16 protein-coding genes are annotated in these 15,705 nt (G+C 64.3%); 6 read left to right on the top strand and 10 right to left on the bottom strand.

Going from position 1 to position 15,705, the window contains the following annotated elements; all coding sequences use genetic code 11:
• Window positions 1–25 precede the first annotated feature (25 nt).
• A complete protein-coding gene (locus tag ACGYLD_RS13705) occupies window positions 26–2,410 on the bottom strand; it encodes a transketolase-like TK C-terminal-containing protein (RefSeq protein WP_394402852.1) in 2,385 nt (794 codons plus the stop codon).
• Window positions 2,411–2,488: 78 nt separating this feature from the next.
• Window positions 2,489–3,691, bottom strand: coding sequence for a methionine gamma-lyase (locus tag ACGYLD_RS13710; RefSeq protein WP_394402854.1), 1,203 nt, complete (start codon window positions 3,689–3,691; stop codon window positions 2,489–2,491).
• 95 nt (window positions 3,692–3,786) lie between these two features.
• Here ACGYLD_RS13710 and ACGYLD_RS13715 point away from each other — a divergent pair, with 95 nt between their 5' ends.
• From ACGYLD_RS13715 to ACGYLD_RS13730, 4 genes are all read left to right on the top strand, one after another.
• The gene (locus tag ACGYLD_RS13715; RefSeq protein WP_394402856.1) at window positions 3,787–4,266 is read left to right on the top strand and encodes an Lrp/AsnC family transcriptional regulator; all 480 of its coding nucleotides are present in this window, start codon (window positions 3,787–3,789) and stop codon (window positions 4,264–4,266) included.
• Window positions 4,267–4,342: 76 nt separating this feature from the next.
• Window positions 4,343–5,344, top strand: coding sequence for a serine hydrolase domain-containing protein (locus tag ACGYLD_RS13720; RefSeq protein WP_394402858.1), 1,002 nt, complete (start codon window positions 4,343–4,345; stop codon window positions 5,342–5,344).
• Between the two features lie 87 nt (window positions 5,345–5,431).
• Window positions 5,432–6,568 carry an aminotransferase gene (locus tag ACGYLD_RS13725; RefSeq protein WP_394402860.1) on the top strand — a complete coding sequence of 379 codons (1,137 nt, stop codon included), beginning with the start codon at window positions 5,432–5,434 and terminating at the stop codon, window positions 6,566–6,568.
• A gap of 12 nt (window positions 6,569–6,580) precedes the next feature.
• Window positions 6,581–7,543, top strand: coding sequence for a pyridoxal-phosphate dependent enzyme (locus ACGYLD_RS13730; protein ID WP_394402862.1), 963 nt, complete (start codon window positions 6,581–6,583; stop codon window positions 7,541–7,543).
• Between the two features lie 21 nt (window positions 7,544–7,564).
• Here the strand turns inward: ACGYLD_RS13730 and ACGYLD_RS13735 are convergent, their stop codons facing one another.
• Window positions 7,565–8,893: a DUF2793 domain-containing protein gene (locus ACGYLD_RS13735; RefSeq protein WP_394402864.1), complete on the bottom strand. Its 1,329-nt coding sequence runs from the start codon at window positions 8,891–8,893 to the stop codon at window positions 7,565–7,567.
• 244 nt (window positions 8,894–9,137) lie between these two features.
• Here ACGYLD_RS13735 and ACGYLD_RS13740 point away from each other — a divergent pair, with 244 nt between their 5' ends.
• The gene (locus ACGYLD_RS13740) at window positions 9,138–10,313 is read left to right on the top strand and encodes a nucleotide sugar dehydrogenase (RefSeq protein ID WP_271693976.1); all 1,176 of its coding nucleotides are present in this window, start codon (window positions 9,138–9,140) and stop codon (window positions 10,311–10,313) included.
• Between the two features lie 33 nt (window positions 10,314–10,346).
• Window positions 10,347–11,375, top strand: a complete 1,029-nt coding sequence (locus tag ACGYLD_RS13745; RefSeq protein ID WP_394402866.1) for a P1 family peptidase — start codon at window positions 10,347–10,349, stop codon at window positions 11,373–11,375.
• On the opposite strand, the gene ureG is transcribed toward ACGYLD_RS13745, so the two are convergent.
• From ureG to ACGYLD_RS13780, 7 genes are read right to left on the bottom strand one after another with little or no spacing between them, the layout of a single operon-like run.
• Window positions 11,372–12,016, bottom strand: a complete 645-nt coding sequence (gene ureG, locus ACGYLD_RS13750; RefSeq protein WP_271693978.1) for an urease accessory protein UreG — start codon at window positions 12,014–12,016, stop codon at window positions 11,372–11,374. The genes ACGYLD_RS13745 and ureG overlap by 4 nt on opposite strands.
• The gene (locus ACGYLD_RS13755; RefSeq protein ID WP_394402909.1) at window positions 12,013–12,660 is read right to left on the bottom strand and encodes an urease accessory protein UreF; all 648 of its coding nucleotides are present in this window, start codon (window positions 12,658–12,660) and stop codon (window positions 12,013–12,015) included. The genes ureG and ACGYLD_RS13755 overlap by 4 nt, the downstream gene beginning before the upstream one ends.
• Window positions 12,653–13,159 (bottom strand): urease accessory protein UreE, encoded by a 507-nt coding sequence (ureE, locus tag ACGYLD_RS13760; RefSeq protein WP_271693979.1) that lies wholly within the window; start codon window positions 13,157–13,159, stop codon window positions 12,653–12,655. The genes ACGYLD_RS13755 and ureE overlap by 8 nt, the downstream gene beginning before the upstream one ends.
• Before the next feature lie 10 nt (window positions 13,160–13,169).
• Entirely contained in the window at window positions 13,170–14,894 is a 1,725-nt protein-coding gene (gene ureC, locus ACGYLD_RS13765) for an urease subunit alpha (protein ID WP_394402868.1), read from the bottom strand.
• Window positions 14,894–15,199 (bottom strand): urease subunit beta, encoded by a 306-nt coding sequence (locus tag ACGYLD_RS13770; RefSeq protein WP_067263695.1) that lies wholly within the window; start codon window positions 15,197–15,199, stop codon window positions 14,894–14,896. The genes ureC and ACGYLD_RS13770 overlap by 1 nt, the downstream gene beginning before the upstream one ends.
• The gene (locus tag ACGYLD_RS13775; protein WP_073037937.1) at window positions 15,196–15,393 is read right to left on the bottom strand and encodes a hypothetical protein; all 198 of its coding nucleotides are present in this window, start codon (window positions 15,391–15,393) and stop codon (window positions 15,196–15,198) included. Before ACGYLD_RS13775 ends, ACGYLD_RS13770 begins: the two co-directional genes overlap by 4 nt.
• 8 nt (window positions 15,394–15,401) lie before the next feature.
• Window positions 15,402–15,704, bottom strand: a complete 303-nt coding sequence (locus tag ACGYLD_RS13780) for an urease subunit gamma (RefSeq protein ID WP_067263701.1) — start codon at window positions 15,702–15,704, stop codon at window positions 15,402–15,404.
• Window position 15,705 lies beyond the last annotated feature (1 nt).

Consider the following 15,705-nt stretch of genomic DNA (forward strand, 5'->3'; position numbering starts at 1 on the left):
GGGGCAGTTTGCCCCCCTTCGAACCTTAGCCCGCTACCCGGTGCAACATCTGGCGGCCCGGGGTCAGGCCCTGCACCTTTTCCACGATCGAGCGCGCGTCGATGCCGAAATGCCGGTAGAGGTCGGCGATGGTGCCGGTCTGGCCAAAATGCTCGACCCCGAGCGGCACCGTCTGATGGCCCACGACCGCGCCCAGCCAGGACAGCGTCGCCGGATGGCCGTCGATCACCGTCACCAGCTTGCAGTCGCGCGGCAATTGGCCGAGCAGCGTTTCGATATGGCTCTGCGCCGCGTGATTGCCGCGCGCCCGGGCGCGCTGTGCCGCGGTCCAGCCGGCGTTCAGACGGTCGGCGGAGGTCACCGCCAGCACGCCTACGTCGCGGCGGCCCTCGGCGATGCTGCCCGCGGCCTTGATCGCCTCGGGCGCCACGGCGCCTTGGTAGGCGATCACCACGTCGCAGTTCGGCCCGGGCTTGCGCAGCCAATAGGCCCCGTCGATGGCGCCTTGGCGGAAGTCCTCGTCGACCCGTTTGCCGGGCTGTTCGATGGGGTTTGTGGTGAGCCGCAGATAGACCGAGCCGCCGGTCTCATCGCGCAGCCATGTGCGCTCGTCCGGGTCGCCCTCGCCATCGCGTTGCAGGTAGTCGAAGGCCCACTGCATGATGACCGCAAGCTCATCGGCGAAGGCGGGCTCGAAGCTCGCTAGCCCGTCCTGGCTCATGCCGATGAGCGGCGTGCCGATGGATTGATGCGCCCCGCCCTCGGGCGCCAGCGTCACGCCCGAGGGGGTGCCCACGATCATGAAGCGCGCATCCTGATAGCAGGCGTAGTTCAGCGCGTCCAAACCGCGGGCAACGAAGGGGTCATAGACCGTGCCGATGGGAATGACCCACTTGCCGAAGAGCGAATGCGACAGGCCCGCGGCGCCCAGAAGTAGGAAGAGGTTCATCTCGGCGATGCCCAACTCGATATGCTGGCCCTCGGGCGTGAACTCCCACTTCGCTGTGGAGGGGATCTTTTCGTTGATGAAAGTGTCGGCCTGTTCCTTGCGGGCAAAGAGCTTGCGGCGGTTCACCCATGGCCCGAGGTTCGTGGTGCCGGTCACGTCCGGTGACATGGTGACGATGCGCTGCGCCAGATCGCTGTCGCCCTTGGACAGATCGTCGAGGATCTTGCCGAAGGCCATCTGCGTGGAGATTTCCCGGTCGCTCGACAGTTCGATCTGCGGCACCGGCAGTGTGGCATCATTGTAGCGGCGACGGCCCTTGGCGAAGAAGGGCACGCGATCTAGCGCCGCTTGCAGCGCTTGCGGGTCTTCTACGGTGGCGAAAGGCTCCCATTCCTCCCCCTCGGCCACGCCCATGTGTTTCTGCCAGTCGGCCATCTGGCTTTTGGTCATCAGACCGCCGTGGTTGTCCTTGTGCCCCGCAATCGGCGTGCCCCAGCCCTTGATGGTGTAGGCGAGGAAACAGACCGGGCGGTCGTGGTCGATGGCGGCGAAGGTTTCGGCCATGGTCTCAACGCAATTGCCGCCGAGGTTCTCCATCAGCGCGGCCAGTTCATCGTCGCTGCGCGCGTCGATCAGCGCCGTGACATCGCCCTGATCGCCGAGCGCTTCCATCAGCCGCTCGCGCCAGACCGCGCCGCCCATGAAGGTGAGCGCGGAGTAGAGTTGGTTCGGGCAATTGTCGATCCAGTCGCGCAGCTTGTCGCCGCCGGGCTCCTCGAACGCGGCCCGTTGCAGGGCGCCGTATTTCACCTTCACCACGTCCCAGCCGAAGGCGTCGAAAATCTGCTCGATGCGTTTGAACAGCCCCTCGCGCACCACCCCGTCGAGCGATTGGCGGTTGTAGTCGATGATCCACCAGGTGTTGCGCAGGTCGTTCTTCCAACCCTCTTGCAGCGCCTCGTAGATATTGCCCTCGTCGAGTTCGGCATCGCCGACCAGCGCCACCATGCGGCCCAGATCAATGTCCCCGCCCCAGTCTTTCGCGGTGATGTAGTCCTGCACCAATGAGGCGAAGGAGGTCACTGCCACGCCGAGGCCCACCGACCCGGTGGAGAAATCCACATCGTCCACGTCTTTGGTGCGGCTGGGATAGCTCTGCACGCCCTGAAACCCGCGGAAATTCTCCATCTTCTCGCGGGTCTGGTTGCCCATGAGGTATTGCATCGCATGGAAGATCGGCGAGGCATGGGGCTTCACCGCCACCCGGTCCTCGGGCCGCAGGGCGCTGAAATAAAGCGCCGTCATGATCGAGACCATCGAGGCCGAAGACGCCTGATGCCCGCCCACCTTGATCCCGTCCACCTTGGGCCGGATGTGGTTCGCGTTGTGGATCATCCAGTGCGACAGCCACAGCAGACGCTGTTCAATGGTCTTGAGCTGGGCAGGGGCGAGAGCGGTCATGGCAGGTCTTTCATTCTGAGGATCCCTCGGGCGGCGCCCTCCTCGACACCGCCCGCGACTGGTCCGGTTCGTGCCGGATCAGGCCGCTTGCATGTTATGCGCCCCGAGCGCGGCGTAAAGGTCATCGATGATGTCTTCCGCCGATTCCAGCCCGACCGAAAGCCGCACCAGCCCCTCGGCGATACCATGTTCGGCGCGTTCCTCGGGCGAATAAGTGGAATGGGTCATGCTGGCGGGGTGCTGGATCAGGCTTTCCGCATCGCCAAGGCTCACCGCGCGCTGAATGAGCTTCAGCCGGTTCATGAAGGCGATGCCGCCTGCCTTGCCGCCCTTGACCTCGAAGGGGATCATGCCGCCGAAGTTGCCCATCTGCCGCCGCGCAAGCTCGGCCTGCGGGAAGCTTGCCAACCCCGGGTAGGCGACATGCAGCACCGCCGGGTGCTGCTCCAGCGCCTCGGCGACCTTGGCGGCGGTGGCGCAGTGGCGCTCCATGCGCAGTTCCAGCGTCTTGATCCCGCGCAAAAGCAGCATGGCGGTGAGCGGCGACATCACGGCGCCGGTCATGTCCTTCAGACCCACGAGCCGCACCTGCATCATGTCCTCGGCATTGCCCACCACAAGGCCCGCCACCACGTCGCCATGGCCCGAAAGGAACTTCGTCGCCGAATGCAGCACGATGTCGGCACCATGCTCGATGGGCCGGGTGATGACCGGCGTGGCATAGGTGTTGTCGACAACCACCTTGGCGCCCACGCGATGCGCGATGTCGGAGATGGCGGCGATGTCCACCAGACGGTTGTTGGGGTTCGCGGGGGTCTCGAAATAGACCACCTTGGTCTGGTCGCTGATCACCTCGGCGAGGTTTGCAGGCTCGGTCATGTCGACCAGCGTCACCTTCACGCCAAAGCGTGGCAAGCCATGGGTCATGAAAGCGAAGGTGCAGCCATAAAGCGTCTTGTCGATGATGATCTCGTCCCCCGCCTGTAGGAAAGACCAGAGCGTCGAGGTGATCGCCCCCATGCCCGAAGCGGTGGCGAGGCCAGCCTCGGCCCCTTCGAGGTTGGCGATGCGCTTTTCCAGATGGTCCAGCGTGGGATTGCTAATGCGGGTGTAGAAATGCCCTGCACGCTCGCCCGCGAACATGTCGCCGCCCGCCTCCGCGGTCTCGAAGGTGAAGGTCGAGCTCATGTAGATCGGCGGGTTCAGCGCGCCCTGTTCGTCCTGCGCGTCATAGCCGTGGTGAATGGCGCGGGTGGCAAAGGATTTCTGGTTCTCGGTCATGGCTGGCCCCTGTCTGATTTTGAGGGCATGATCCGATGGCGTGAAAGGCATTTGGTTGCTAATATATGCGCGAATTGCAGGAGGTTTGGCATATCATGCCCCAAACGCCCCGATTGGACGCCACCGACCGCCGCATCATCCGCGCGTTGCAGCGCAATGGCCGGATGACCAACCTTGATCTGGCGGATGAAGTTGGCCTCTCGCCCTCGCCCTGCCTGCGCCGTCTGCGCGCGTTGGAGAAGAACGGCGCGATCCGGGGCTACAGCGTGGAGGTCGACGCCAAGGCCTACGGGCTGCCGGTCACGGTCATGGTGCGGGTGACGCTGGACGGCCACGACGAGGGCACGGTGCAGCGTTTCGAGAGCCAGATCAAGGCGATCCCCGAGGTGCTGGAATGTTTCGTGATGAGCGGCCTGTCGGACTACCTGCTGCGCGTCGTGGTGGGCGACCTCGAGGATTATGAGCGCTTCGTGCGCGCGCGGTTGCATCCCATCGGCGGCATCGGGTCGATCGACACCAGTTTTGTTTACGGCGTGGTCAAACGCTCTCAGGTTTACCCCGACATCGGCGATTGAGGCGTGGGAGTCATTTAACCGGTTTACAATTCCGCCCCCCTTGGGAAATGTTCGCCCGAAGCCCCGAGGAGCCCTCATGACATTCGCCGCCACCCCCGCCCTGCAAGCCGTCGTCGACCACGCGCAAACCCATGAGACCGACTGGCCCCGCTCGATGTATCACCCCGATGGCGCCTATGTCGGCAACCGCGAGTGGAACGAAAGCGGCCCTTGGACCGAGATCGTGGGCCCCGTCAAACCGCGCGGCGGCCCTGCCGGGGTGATCCTGCATCGCGGTGAGCGCGTAGCCGACTGGGGCGATACGACACGCGCCGACATGACCTTCTCCATCGCCAAGAGCTACCTGTCGGTGCTAGCGGGGCTGGCGGTGAAGGACGGGCTGATCGCGGACCTCGACGCGCCGGTGGGCGACAGTGTCCCGGGGCCGCATTTCGCGGGCGATCACAACGGGCGCATCACCTGGCGGCATCTGTTGCAGATGAACAGCGAATGGCGCGGCGAAATTTTCGGCAAAGACGATCAGGTCGACCACTACCGCCAGATCGGGCCCGGGGCGGACAATAGCCGCAAGGGGCAGCTGCGCGCGGTCGGCGAACCGGGCAGCCACTATGAGTACAACGACGTGCGGGTGAACGCGCTGGCCTATGCGCTGATGATGCGCTTCCGCCGGCCCTTGCCGGAGGTGCTGCGCGCGCGGATCATGGACCCGATCGGGGCCTCCGCTGACTGGCGATGGGAGGGCTATTCGACCTCTTGGGTCGAGGTGGATGGCACGCGCATGCAATCGGTCACCGGCGGCGGGCATTGGGGTGGGGGGCTCTTCATCTCTGCCGAGGATCACGCGAAATTTGGCCAGTTCATCTGCCAGAACGGCAATTGGAACGGCGCACAGATCCTGCCCGAGGACTGGATGCGGCAATCGCTGATGCCGACGCCGACGCTCGACAAATACGGCTTCCTGTGGTGGCTGAACCGCGGGGCGGAAGCCGATCCGAAACTGCCCGAGAGCGCCTCAGCGCGCAGGGCGCGGGCGGCCATACGATCTGGATCGCACCCGAGCACGAGATCGTCGCCGTGATGCGGTGGCTCGCCCCGACCGCTACACCGCAATTCCTCCGCCGGCTCTTCGCCGCGCTGACTGAGAGCTGAGACGAAAGGAAACACCATGCATATCAAGACCTTTGGCGTCGAAATGTGGATGAACGAATTCGAGAACCACTGCCGCTACAACCTTGCCGAGACCTGTGTCGACTCGATCACCCTAGGCGAGCTGATCGACATGGCGGGCGTCGACAATTCCGTGCTGGGCGAGCTGCGCGGCATGCGCATGGGCTATGGCGCGATCGAGGGCTCGGACCGTCTGCGCCACGCGGTGGCGGGGCTTTACGAGAACCAGTCCCGCGAGAACGTGCTGACCACCCACGGCACCATCGGGGCCAATGCGCTAGTGCACCAGACGTTGGTCAGCCGCGGCGATCATGTCATCGCCATCGTGCCGACCTACCAGCAGCATTACTCGATCCCCGAGAGCATCGGTGCCGAGGTCGAACTGCTGCATCTGCGCCCCGAGAACGGCTTTCTGCCTGACCTCGACGAGCTGCGCGCGATGATGCGGCCCGACACGCGGATGATCGCCACGAACAACCCCAACAACCCGACCGGCGCGCTGATGGACCGGGCGATGCTGGCTGAGCTTGCCGAGATCGCGCGCGGCAGCGGCGCATGGGTGCTCTGCGATGAGGTCTATCGCGGCACTGATCAGGTAGGGAACGGCTATACCGCCTCGATCTGTGATCTTTACGAGCGTGGCATCAGCACGGCGGGGATGTCCAAGGCCTATTCGCTGGCCGGGTTGCGCGTGGGCTGGGTCGCGGGGCCGAAGACCCTGCTGGAAGACATCATGATCCACCGCGATTACAACACGATTTCCGTCGGGCGGATTGATGAGTATTTCGCGGCCCTCGCCCTCGAAAACCGCGCCCAAATTCTCGACCGCGCGCATCGGATCACGCGTGAGAACCTCGCAATCCTGTCGGATTGGGTCGAGGCCGAGCCGCTGATCTCATGGGTGAAGCCGCAAGCGGGCACCACGGCGCTGCTGAAATACGACCTCCCGCTGCCCTCTCGCGATTTCTGCACGCAACTGCTGGAGGAAGAGGGCGTTCTTTTCACCCCCGGCAGCGCCATGGACATGGAGAGCTGGCTGCGCATCGGTTTCGCCAATTCGACGGCGGACCTGCGCGACGGGTTGGCGCGTGTCTCCGCTTTCCTCGCGCGTCACGGTGCAGCACAGTCAAGCTAGATGGAGCCCGTCATGCCGTCAGCCTCAGACCTGATCGCCCAAAGCGCCGCGCGTTCCTGCGTGGTCCACCGCAAGATCGCGGGCGCGGTTTACCGCACCCCGGTGATCGCCTCCCGCTTGCCAATGGCAGAGGGCTCGCGGTTCTTCTACAAGACCGAGAACTTCCAGCATACCGGGTCATTCAAGCTGCGCGGCGCCAGTGCAAAACTGACAACGGTGCCGCTCGACCGGCCTGTCATCACCGCATCCTCCGGCAACCACGGCATTGCCTGCTCGCTTGCGGCCCAGACCACGGGGCATGAGTTGATCGTGGTGCTGCCCGAAACCGTCGTCGCCAAGAAACGCAAGATCATCGAAAGCTACGGCACGAGGGTCGTGATCCATGGGGCCGATGCCTCGCTTTCAGAGCTGCATGCGCAGAGTTTGGCTGAGGCTGAGGGCTATACCTATATCTCACCCTACAACGATGCCGAGGTGATCGCGGGGCAGGGCACCGCCGCGCTGGAACTGCTCGATCAGATCGAAGGCATCGACAATGTCTTCGTCTCGATGGGCGGCGGTGGGCTGATCTCGGGCATGGGATCGGTGATCAAGGAATTTTCGCCGCGGACCCGCGTGATCGGTGTGAGCGCTGCGAATAGCTGCGCGCTGGCCGCGTCGATCAAAGCGGGCAAGATCGTCGAAACGGAACATCTCGACACGCTGGCCGATGGCGTGGCGGGCGGGGTCGATGCGGACTCGATGACCCTGCCGCTCGCAAGCGCGGTGATTGACGAGATCGTCCATTGCGACGAGGATCAGATCGCCGAAGCGTTAAAAGTGTTGGCTTGGGAAGAGAACATGCTGGTCGAAGGGGCCGCCGCTTTGGCGCTGGCGGCCTATCTGGCAGGGCCGCAGAACTACGCGGGTCAAACCACTGTCGTTCTGCTTTGCGGTGGCAATTATGAGGTCGAGCAGTTGCGCGGCATCATCTGACGGCTGCCCGGCCCTTTCCCCTCAGGGCATGTCGAACCGCAGGTCGACCCAGCGGCCCTCGGGAATGTCCCGGGGCGCGCCGCCCGCCCAGCCGTCCTGCCAGATCACCTCGCGGGTGCGGATATCGAGCGTCCCCGCATCATAGCTGCACGCGACATGAACCAGCCGGTTGCCATTCGCATCCTGCGGCGCTTCGATCTGCCAACCGCGGCTGGCGAGGGGTGGCACATTCGACAATCGGTAATGGCCAAGCCCGACCCGTTCGAACCCTGCACCCAAAGGCACCGCAGGCTCTTCACTGCCATCGCGGAACAGACGCACGATCGGGCTGGCTTCCTTGATGAACCCATTGGCATCCACGGTCGTATTCGCGCCAGACCACAAAGGCTGCCACGCGCCCCATGTCCCCGTCGCCCGGACACGAAAGGCCAGACCCGGCGTGTCGATCCCCAAGGCGATCTGCCACAGATAGGCGCTCTGCCCGCCCAAGGTGCTATTGCCGCAGAGCAGGCCGAAGACCCCATTCAGCGCCGGGAAAGGGTTGGCCCCGGAAGGCGCCTGCGCATGAGCGCCGCCATAGCTTGAAAAACTGCCCGAAAGATCATGCGCGTCGAGATCGGTCACCAGCGGCCCCGCGTCAGCGCCGATGCCGAAATCCCCCACCCGCAGCAAACGACCCACGGTCGCATCACCCACCCCCTGCGTCAGCGCCGCGCCTGAAGCGATGCCGCTGGCCGCGTCAAAGGCCAGTGCGGTGGTCCAACTGCTGCCATCGGCGCTGACCTTGATGGCGAAATCATCCTGCCCCGCCGTGCCCATCTCGGCCCTGCCGGACCAGTTTGTCTGGAAAAGCAGGCTCGCGGTGTCGGCGGCGCTGGCCTTGTTGAGCTTTAGCTGATGCCCCGCCCCTTCGTGGGTAAACAGGCTCGCCGGGGAGGAGACCGACAAGCGATTGCCACTGTCGTAATCCGTATTGACCCCCAGCCCGGAGAGGTTCGCCAGATCGGGGGGCGAGACCTCGGCCCAAGCCCCAGCCCCCCAACGGTGCAGAATCCCGGTCGATTTATCCAAGGCGACCCAGCCGTCCTGCGGGGCGGTGAACTGCCAGGTCTCTCCGACCCAGGCGGCCAATTCACCGGGATGACCCGCCCAAACCTCTGTCGGCGCATCACCGAGGGCGTAAATCTCCCCCGCCTGCGGCAGGGCGGGCGGCGTGTTGGCGTCAAAGCCTTCGACCGCAAGCTGCACGAGAAGATCGAGCCGTTGCAGCGCTTCGTTATGGGTCACATGTTTTTGCGCCTGTGCGGGCATCAAATAGGGCAGGGATAGGCGCTCAGAGGTGTCGGGCATCGGGGCTCTCCGCGTTATGGGTCGCCTGAGACTGTGAGAAGGAAGTCTTGCCAGCCTGACAACCCACCGTTCGGGCCACGCGCAACAAGCGGCGGTTCTGCCACATCGCACGACACGGGCGAAAGGTTCGCGCTGCGGCCTTCACTTTCGCCAAACCGCCCTAACTCCCTGTCGGGCGGTGCCTTTTCAAAACGAAAGCCGCAGTTTAATATCACGCCACGCCGCGCAAGAAAGGCCCACGCTTATGTCCAAGACCAAGATCGCCGTTGTCGGTATCGGCTACGTCGGGCTTTCGAATGCGGTGCTGCTGGCGCTGCACAACAACGTGACGGCGGTCGATTTGAACGCAGAACGGGTGGCGCAGGTGAATGCCCGCCGCGCGCCAATCGTCGATCCGGAGATCGAGCAATATCTCGCGGAAAAGCCCCTCACCCTCCGGGCCACGACCGACGCAGAGGCGGCATATCGCGAGGCCGATTACGTGCTCATCGCTACGCCGACCAACTATGACCCACGCACCAATGTCTTCGACACCTCCAGTGTTGAGGCGGTGGTGCGGGATGTCTTGGCGGTCACCAAAACGGCCACCATCGTCATCAAATCCACCGTCCCGGTGGGCTATACCGCGGGCCTCTCCGCCGAGTTAAGCAGCGACCAAGTGATCTTCAGCCCGGAATTCCTGCGCGAGGGCCGCGCGCTATACGACAACCTACACCCCTCGCGCATCGTCGTCGGCGAAGACAGCCCGCGCGCCCGGCGCTTCGCGCAACTGCTGGCCGAGGGGGCAATCGCCGACGACATTCCCATGCTCTTTACCGGTGCGTCCGAGGCGGAGGCGGTCAAGCTCTTTGCCAATACCTTCCTTGCCATGCGGGTGGCCTATTTCAATGAGTTGGACAGCTACGCGTTGACCAATGGGTTGGACACGCGGCAGATCATTGACGGTGTCTGCCTCGACCCGCGCATCGGTGGGCATTACAACAACCCGTCGTTTGGGTATGGCGGTTACTGTTTGCCCAAGGATTCCAAACAGTTGCTGGCCAATTACTCTGACGTGCCGCAAAACCTGATAAACGCCGTGGTCGAGGCGAACCGCACCCGCAAGGATTTCGTCTCGGAGCAGATTCTGGCGCTTAGTCCTCAGCGGGTGGGCATCTACCGGTTGGTGATGAAGGCCGGGTCGGACAACTTCCGGCAAAGCTCGGTCCAAGGGATCATGAAGCGGCTCAAGGCCAAGGGCATCGAGGTGATCGTTTATGAGCCGGTGCTGCAAGAGGAACGCTTCTTCGGCTCCGAAGTCACCCGCGATCTGGAAGCGTTCAAGACGCGCGCGGATGTGATCGTGGCCAACCGCAATCACCCCGATCTGGCGGATGTCCCCGACAAGGTCTTCACCCGCGATCTTTTCGGAGCGGATTGACGCACCAACGTAATCCAAACTCTTAAAGGCAAAATGCGCAATACGACCGACAGCAAGAACTGGTGGACCCTGCCCACGGGGCCACGAAATACCATCTGCGATGTCGCGGGGGTGCGCGTGGGCAGCCAAGACCTACGCGGGGAGGGGCTTTGCACCGGGGTGACGGCGGTTCTGCCGCATGAAGGTGATCTTTTCCGCAATCCTGTGCCTGCGGGCGTCGCCGTGTTGAACGGTTTCGGCAAAAGCGCGGGCCTGATGCAACTGGCCGAACTGGGTCAGATCGAGACGCCGATCCTGCTGACCAACACCTTTGGTGTCGGCCCCTGTAGCACGGCGCTGATCCGGCGGGCGATTGCAGAAAATCCGGAGATCGGGCGGGGCCTTTGCACGGTCAACCCGCTGGTTTTGGAATGCAACGACGGCACGGTGAACGACATTCAGGCGCTGGCGGTGACCGAGGATCACGCGCAGGCGGCGATGGCGGCTTGCGGGCCAGCGTTTGCGCAGGGCACGGTCGGGGCCGGTAGCGGGATGAAGACCTTCGGCTATGCTGGTGGTCTCGGCTCCGCTTCGCGGCGGGTCACCCTGCCGGGCGGCGCGGGGTTCGACCTTGGCGCGCTGGTCTTGTCGAATTTCGGCCAGCAAAGCGCGCTGCGGGTTTTTGGCCAACAGCTGCCGCCGCCGGGGCCGGGGGATGACCCCGACAAGGGCTCGATCATCATCATTCTGGCGACCGACGCGCCGATGGGCTCGCGGCAGTTGACCCGCATGGCCCGGCGCAGCGCCGCGGCCCTTGGCCGGTTGGGCAGCCACATCGGCCATCAAAGCGGCGACATCGCGCTGGCCTTTTCGACCGCCAACCGCATCACGCGCGGCGGGGCCAATACGCAGAGCGTCGAGCGGTTGAACGAAGACCGGATGGATGCCTTCTTTATCGCCGCGGTCGAAGCGGTTGAGGACGCGATCCTCAACGCGCTTTGGCATGGGGTGCCGCACCGGGGCTATGATGGCAGCCTTCTGCCCGCCTTTCGCGACCGGCTGTCAGAGGTCTATCGCGGTTAAGCCGCGCTTACCGGGTCCATTGTGGTGAGGTCGAGGCCCCCGACCTGCGCCAGATGCGCCAGCAGCGTGTCGATCCCCTCGCCGGACCTTAACGCGCAGAAGACCGTCGGCAGGTCCGGCCGCATCCGCGCGCTGTCGCGCTGCATGACCTCGAGCGAGGCGCCGACATGAGGGGCGAGGTCGGTCTTGTTGATGACTAGAATGTCGGATTTGGTGATCGCCGGGCCGCCCTTGCGGGGGATCTCCTCCCCAGCCGCCACGTCGATCACATAGAGCGTCACATCCGCGAGTTCAGGGCTGAAGGTGGCCGACAGGTTGTCGCCGCCGCTTTCGATCAAGACCACTTCCACATCCGGGTGCCGCGAAACCATCTCCGCCACGGCGGCAAGGTTGATCGAGGCATCCTCGCGAATTGCCGTATGCGGGCAGCCGCCGGTCTCGACCCCGATGATACGATCTTGCGGCAGCACCTGCATGCGCATCAGCGCCTCGGCATCCTCTTGGGTGTAGATGTCATTGGTGATCACGCCGATCGACAGCCGATCCCGCAGCGCGCGGCTGAGCGCGGCGGTCAGAGTGGTTTTGCCCGCGCCCACCGGGCCGCCGATGCCGACGCGCAAAGGGCCGTTGTTGCGTTTCATGTGCGGAAAATCCTTGAATATTGGGTTTCGTGTTTCATCGCGGCGATGTCGCTGAGAAAGGCGGTGGAGGAGAGATCGTCGAGCGTGCCTTCCTCTGCCGCCGCGGCGACCTCAAGACAGAGCGGCGCAAGGTCGCGAATGACGATCTGTCCCTCAATCTGCCCCAAGGGGATAAGGCGCATGCCCGCGGTGGCGAGGTTGGCGGTAAAGGCGTGCAAGAACATCTCAAGCGTTTGGCGCAGCGGCAGCCCTTGCAGCCGCGCGGCGCGTCCGACGGCCACGGGATAGCAAAGCGGCGGCATGTCCTGCTGCCAGATCGCGGCGCTGGCGCGGGAAAAGGCTTCGCCTTGTAGCACGGTCTCTTTCAACCGCTCGGCGGAGGCGGCGAAGGCGCGGGCCTGCGCGTCGATCTCCGATGGGTCATCCACGCGATAAGCCGCCGCAAGAAACAGCGCATCCGCCTGTCCCGCGCCGTGCCGCAACACGCCGCCCAGCCAGTCGGCCAAGCTGTCTTGCCCCGTTACATCCCCGTTCTGCACCGCCCATTCCAACCCATGGCTATAGGCGAAGGCCCCCACTGGGTAGGAGGGCGACAGCATCTGCACCAAGGTCAGAAGCGCGTCGGCCTGTAGGGTGTCAGCCATGCGCATGGTCATGCGGGTGGTCGTGATCGTGAACGGCGTGGTGAACGTGGCCGTGGTCATGCCCATGGGTGCGTCCATGGCCATAGGCACCGCCTTCGGGGCAGAAAGGGCCGGTGATCTCTCGCGTGGTGGCACCGATCTGGCCGAGCATCTTGGCGATCACATGATCGCGCTGAATGACCAGCCGGTCGGCGTCGATTTGACAGGGGGTGTGGCGGTTGCCGATGTGCCACGCGATGCGCGGCAGGTCGGGGCCGGTCACCTCCAGCAGGGCTTCGTCGGCAGCCACAACTTCGATGAGACGCCCGTCGGCCAGCACGAAAGCATCGCCGTGGTCGAGCGAGGTGGTCTGCGCCAGATCGACCAGAAACGCCAGCCCGTCCGCCGTGGTCAGCACCTTGCGGCGCAGAAAACGCCCGTCATAGGTCAGCTCGACCCGATCACTGGCATCGGACCACGCTCCGGCGCAGCGTATCTCTTGGCAAAGAATTGGGGTCATCTCGGTCTCTTCAAAACAGGAAATAGCGCTGCGCCATCGGCAGGACGGAGGCAGGTTCACAGGTTAGCAATTCACCATCCGCGCGGACCTCATAGGTTTCGGGGTTCACCTCGACCTCGGGCAGCGCGTCGTTCAACTTCAGGTCGCGCTTGCCGATCTCGCGGGTGTTGCGCACCGCAAGCGTCTGTTTGGCAAGGCCGAGGCTGCCGCCCACCCCCGCGGCCTCTGCCGCTTCGCTGACAAAGACCACGGCGGAATTCTCCACCGCCCGGCCATAGGCGCCGAACATGGGCCGCGAATAGACCGGCTGCGGCGTGGGGATCGAGGCGTTGGGATCACCCATCTGCGCGCAGACGATGCTGCCGCCGAGCAAGACCATCTCGGGCTTCACCCCGAAAAAGGCGGGGTTCCAGAGCACCAGATCGGCGCGCTTGCCCTCTTCGATGCTGCCGATATGGGTCGAGATGCCATGAGCGATGGCGGGGTTAATGGTGTATTTCGCGATGTAGCGGCGGACGCGGAAATTGTCGTTGTCGCCCGTTTCTTCGGGCAGCCGTCCGCGCTGCTTTTTCATCTTGTCAGCGGTCTGCCATGTGCGGATCAAGACCTCTCCGACCCGGCCCATGGCCTGGCTGTCGGAGGCGATGATCGAGAACGCCCCCATGTCATGCAGGATGTCTTCGGCGGCGATGGTCTCTCGCCGGATTCGGCTTTCGGCAAAGGCCACATCCTCGGGGATCGACTTGTCGAGGTGGTGGCAGACCATGAGCATATCCAGATGCTCTTCCAAAGTATTGACCGTGAAGGGCCGCGTGGGGTTGGTCGAGGAGGGCAGCACATGCTCTTCGCCGCAGATCTTGATGATATCTGGCGCATGGCCCCCGCCCGCGCCTTCGGTGTGGAAGGCGTGGATCGTGCGGCCTTTCATGGCCTTCACGGTATGTTCGACAAAGCCGCTTTCGTTCAGCGTGTCGGTGTGGATCATCACCTGCACGTCCATCGCATCGGCCACGCCAAGGCAGCAGTCGATGGCCGCCGGAGTGGTGCCCCAATCCTCGTGCAGTTTCAGCGCGCAGGCGCCTGCGTTGATCTGCTCTTCCAGTGCTGCGGGTTGCGAGGCGTTGCCTTTCCCCGCGAAGGCAAGGTTCATCGGAAAGGCATCGGCGGCCTGCATCATGCGCCCGATATGCCAGCCGCCCGGTGTGCAGGTCGTGGCCAATGTGCCATGTGCAGGGCCAGTGCCGCCGCCGAGCATGGTGGTCAGCCCCGAATGCAGCGCGTCTTCGATCTGTTGCGGGCAGATGAAGTGGATATGGCTGTCAAAGCCCCCGGCGGTGAGGATGCGCCCCTCGCCCGCGATCACCTCGGTCCCCGGCCCGATGATGATATCGACCCCCGGCTGCGTGTCGGGGTTGCCCGCTTTGCCGATCTTGGCGATGCGCCCGTCTTTCAGCCCGACATCAGCCTTGTAGATGCCGGTATAATCGACGATCAGCGCATTGGTGATGACCGTGTCCACGGCGCCGCCCGCGCGGGTGACCTGCGACTGGCCCATGCCGTCGCGGATCACCTTGCCGCCGCCGAACTTGACCTCTTCGCCATAGGCCCGGCCCTCGCCGGTGGTCAGGTCACGTTCGACTTCGATAATAAGGTCCGTATCGGCCAGCCGCACCCGGTCGCCCACCGTGGGGCCGAACATGGCGGCATAATCACCGCGTTTGATCTGTGCAGGCATCAGAGGTCTCCCATCACCGCGCTGTTAAAGCCAAAGACCCGCCGCGCCCCGCCGATCGGGATGAGCGCGACCTCGCGCCGTTGGCCGGGCTCGAAACGCACCGCAGTCCCCGCCGCGATGTCGAGGCGCAGGCCCCGCGCGGCGGCGCGGTCGAACTCAAGCGCGGGGTTGCTCTCGGCGAAATGGTAGTGGCTGCCGACCTGCACCGGGCGGTCGCCGGTATTGGCGACCATCAGCGTGATCGCCGTGCTGTCGGCATTGAGGGTCAACAGGCCCTCCGCCGGAATGATCTCTCCCGGGATCATGCTTTGGCGGTCTTCAGACGCCGCAGGACGAGGATCCCCCCCGAGAGGGCAAAGGCCGCGGCGGCGATCAGGTAGACGGCGAGCGATCCGTCACCCTCTCCGCCGTGGCTGTGGGGGAGCGGCGCGCTATGGGCGAAGGCCGCCATGGCGAGCGACATAAGCGGCAGGGCAAGAAGGGGGGCGAAACGCGGCATGGGATATCCTATCTGATGGGGTTGTGCACGGTGACCAATTTGGTCCCGTCGGGGAAAGTGGCTTCGACCTGCACCTCGGGGATCATCTCGGCCACCCCCTCCATACAGTCGTCGCGGGTGATGACATGGGCACCGGCCTGCATCATATCGGCCACGCTGCGCCCGTCCCGTGCGCCCTCGACCACGGTGTCGGTGATGAGGGCGATGGCCTCGGGGTGGTTCAGCTTGACCCCCCGCGCAAGGCGCTTGCGGGCGACCTCGGCGGCCATGGAGATCAGCAGTTTGTCTTTTTCACGCGGGGTCAGTTGCACG

The organism is Sulfitobacter sp. 1A12056 (genome assembly GCF_043558125.1).
In the GTDB taxonomy this organism is placed as follows: Bacteria; Pseudomonadota; Alphaproteobacteria; order Rhodobacterales; family Rhodobacteraceae; genus Sulfitobacter; species Sulfitobacter faviae.

What these genes read in the sequence shown, in the direction of transcription:
- ACGYLD_RS13705 (WP_394402852.1), bottom strand. Translation starts at nt 2,410, where the DNA reads ATGACCGCTCTCGCCCCTGCCCAGCTCAAGACCATTGAACAGCGTCTG.
- ACGYLD_RS13710 (WP_394402854.1), bottom strand. Translation starts at nt 3,691, where the DNA reads ATGACCGAGAACCAGAAATCCTTTGCCACCCGCGCCATTCACCACGGC.
- ACGYLD_RS13715 (WP_394402856.1), top strand. Translation starts at nt 3,787, where the DNA reads ATGCCCCAAACGCCCCGATTGGACGCCACCGACCGCCGCATCATCCGC.
- ACGYLD_RS13720 (WP_394402858.1), top strand. Translation starts at nt 4,343, where the DNA reads ATGACATTCGCCGCCACCCCCGCCCTGCAAGCCGTCGTCGACCACGCG.
- ACGYLD_RS13725 (WP_394402860.1), top strand. Translation starts at nt 5,432, where the DNA reads ATGCATATCAAGACCTTTGGCGTCGAAATGTGGATGAACGAATTCGAG.
- ACGYLD_RS13730 (WP_394402862.1), top strand. Translation starts at nt 6,581, where the DNA reads ATGCCGTCAGCCTCAGACCTGATCGCCCAAAGCGCCGCGCGTTCCTGC.
- ACGYLD_RS13735 (WP_394402864.1), bottom strand. Translation starts at nt 8,893, where the DNA reads ATGCCCGACACCTCTGAGCGCCTATCCCTGCCCTATTTGATGCCCGCA.
- ACGYLD_RS13740 (WP_271693976.1), top strand. Translation starts at nt 9,138, where the DNA reads ATGTCCAAGACCAAGATCGCCGTTGTCGGTATCGGCTACGTCGGGCTT.
- ACGYLD_RS13745 (WP_394402866.1), top strand. Translation starts at nt 10,347, where the DNA reads ATGCGCAATACGACCGACAGCAAGAACTGGTGGACCCTGCCCACGGGG.
- ureG (WP_271693978.1), bottom strand. Translation starts at nt 12,016, where the DNA reads ATGAAACGCAACAACGGCCCTTTGCGCGTCGGCATCGGCGGCCCGGTG.
- ACGYLD_RS13755 (WP_394402909.1), bottom strand. Translation starts at nt 12,660, where the DNA reads ATGGCTGACACCCTACAGGCCGACGCGCTTCTGACCTTGGTGCAGATG.
- ureE (WP_271693979.1), bottom strand. Translation starts at nt 13,159, where the DNA reads ATGACCCCAATTCTTTGCCAAGAGATACGCTGCGCCGGAGCGTGGTCC.
- ureC (WP_394402868.1), bottom strand. Translation starts at nt 14,894, where the DNA reads ATGCCTGCACAGATCAAACGCGGTGATTATGCCGCCATGTTCGGCCCC.
- ACGYLD_RS13770 (WP_067263695.1), bottom strand. Translation starts at nt 15,199, where the DNA reads ATGATCCCGGGAGAGATCATTCCGGCGGAGGGCCTGTTGACCCTCAAT.
- ACGYLD_RS13775 (WP_073037937.1), bottom strand. Translation starts at nt 15,393, where the DNA reads ATGCCGCGTTTCGCCCCCCTTCTTGCCCTGCCGCTTATGTCGCTCGCC.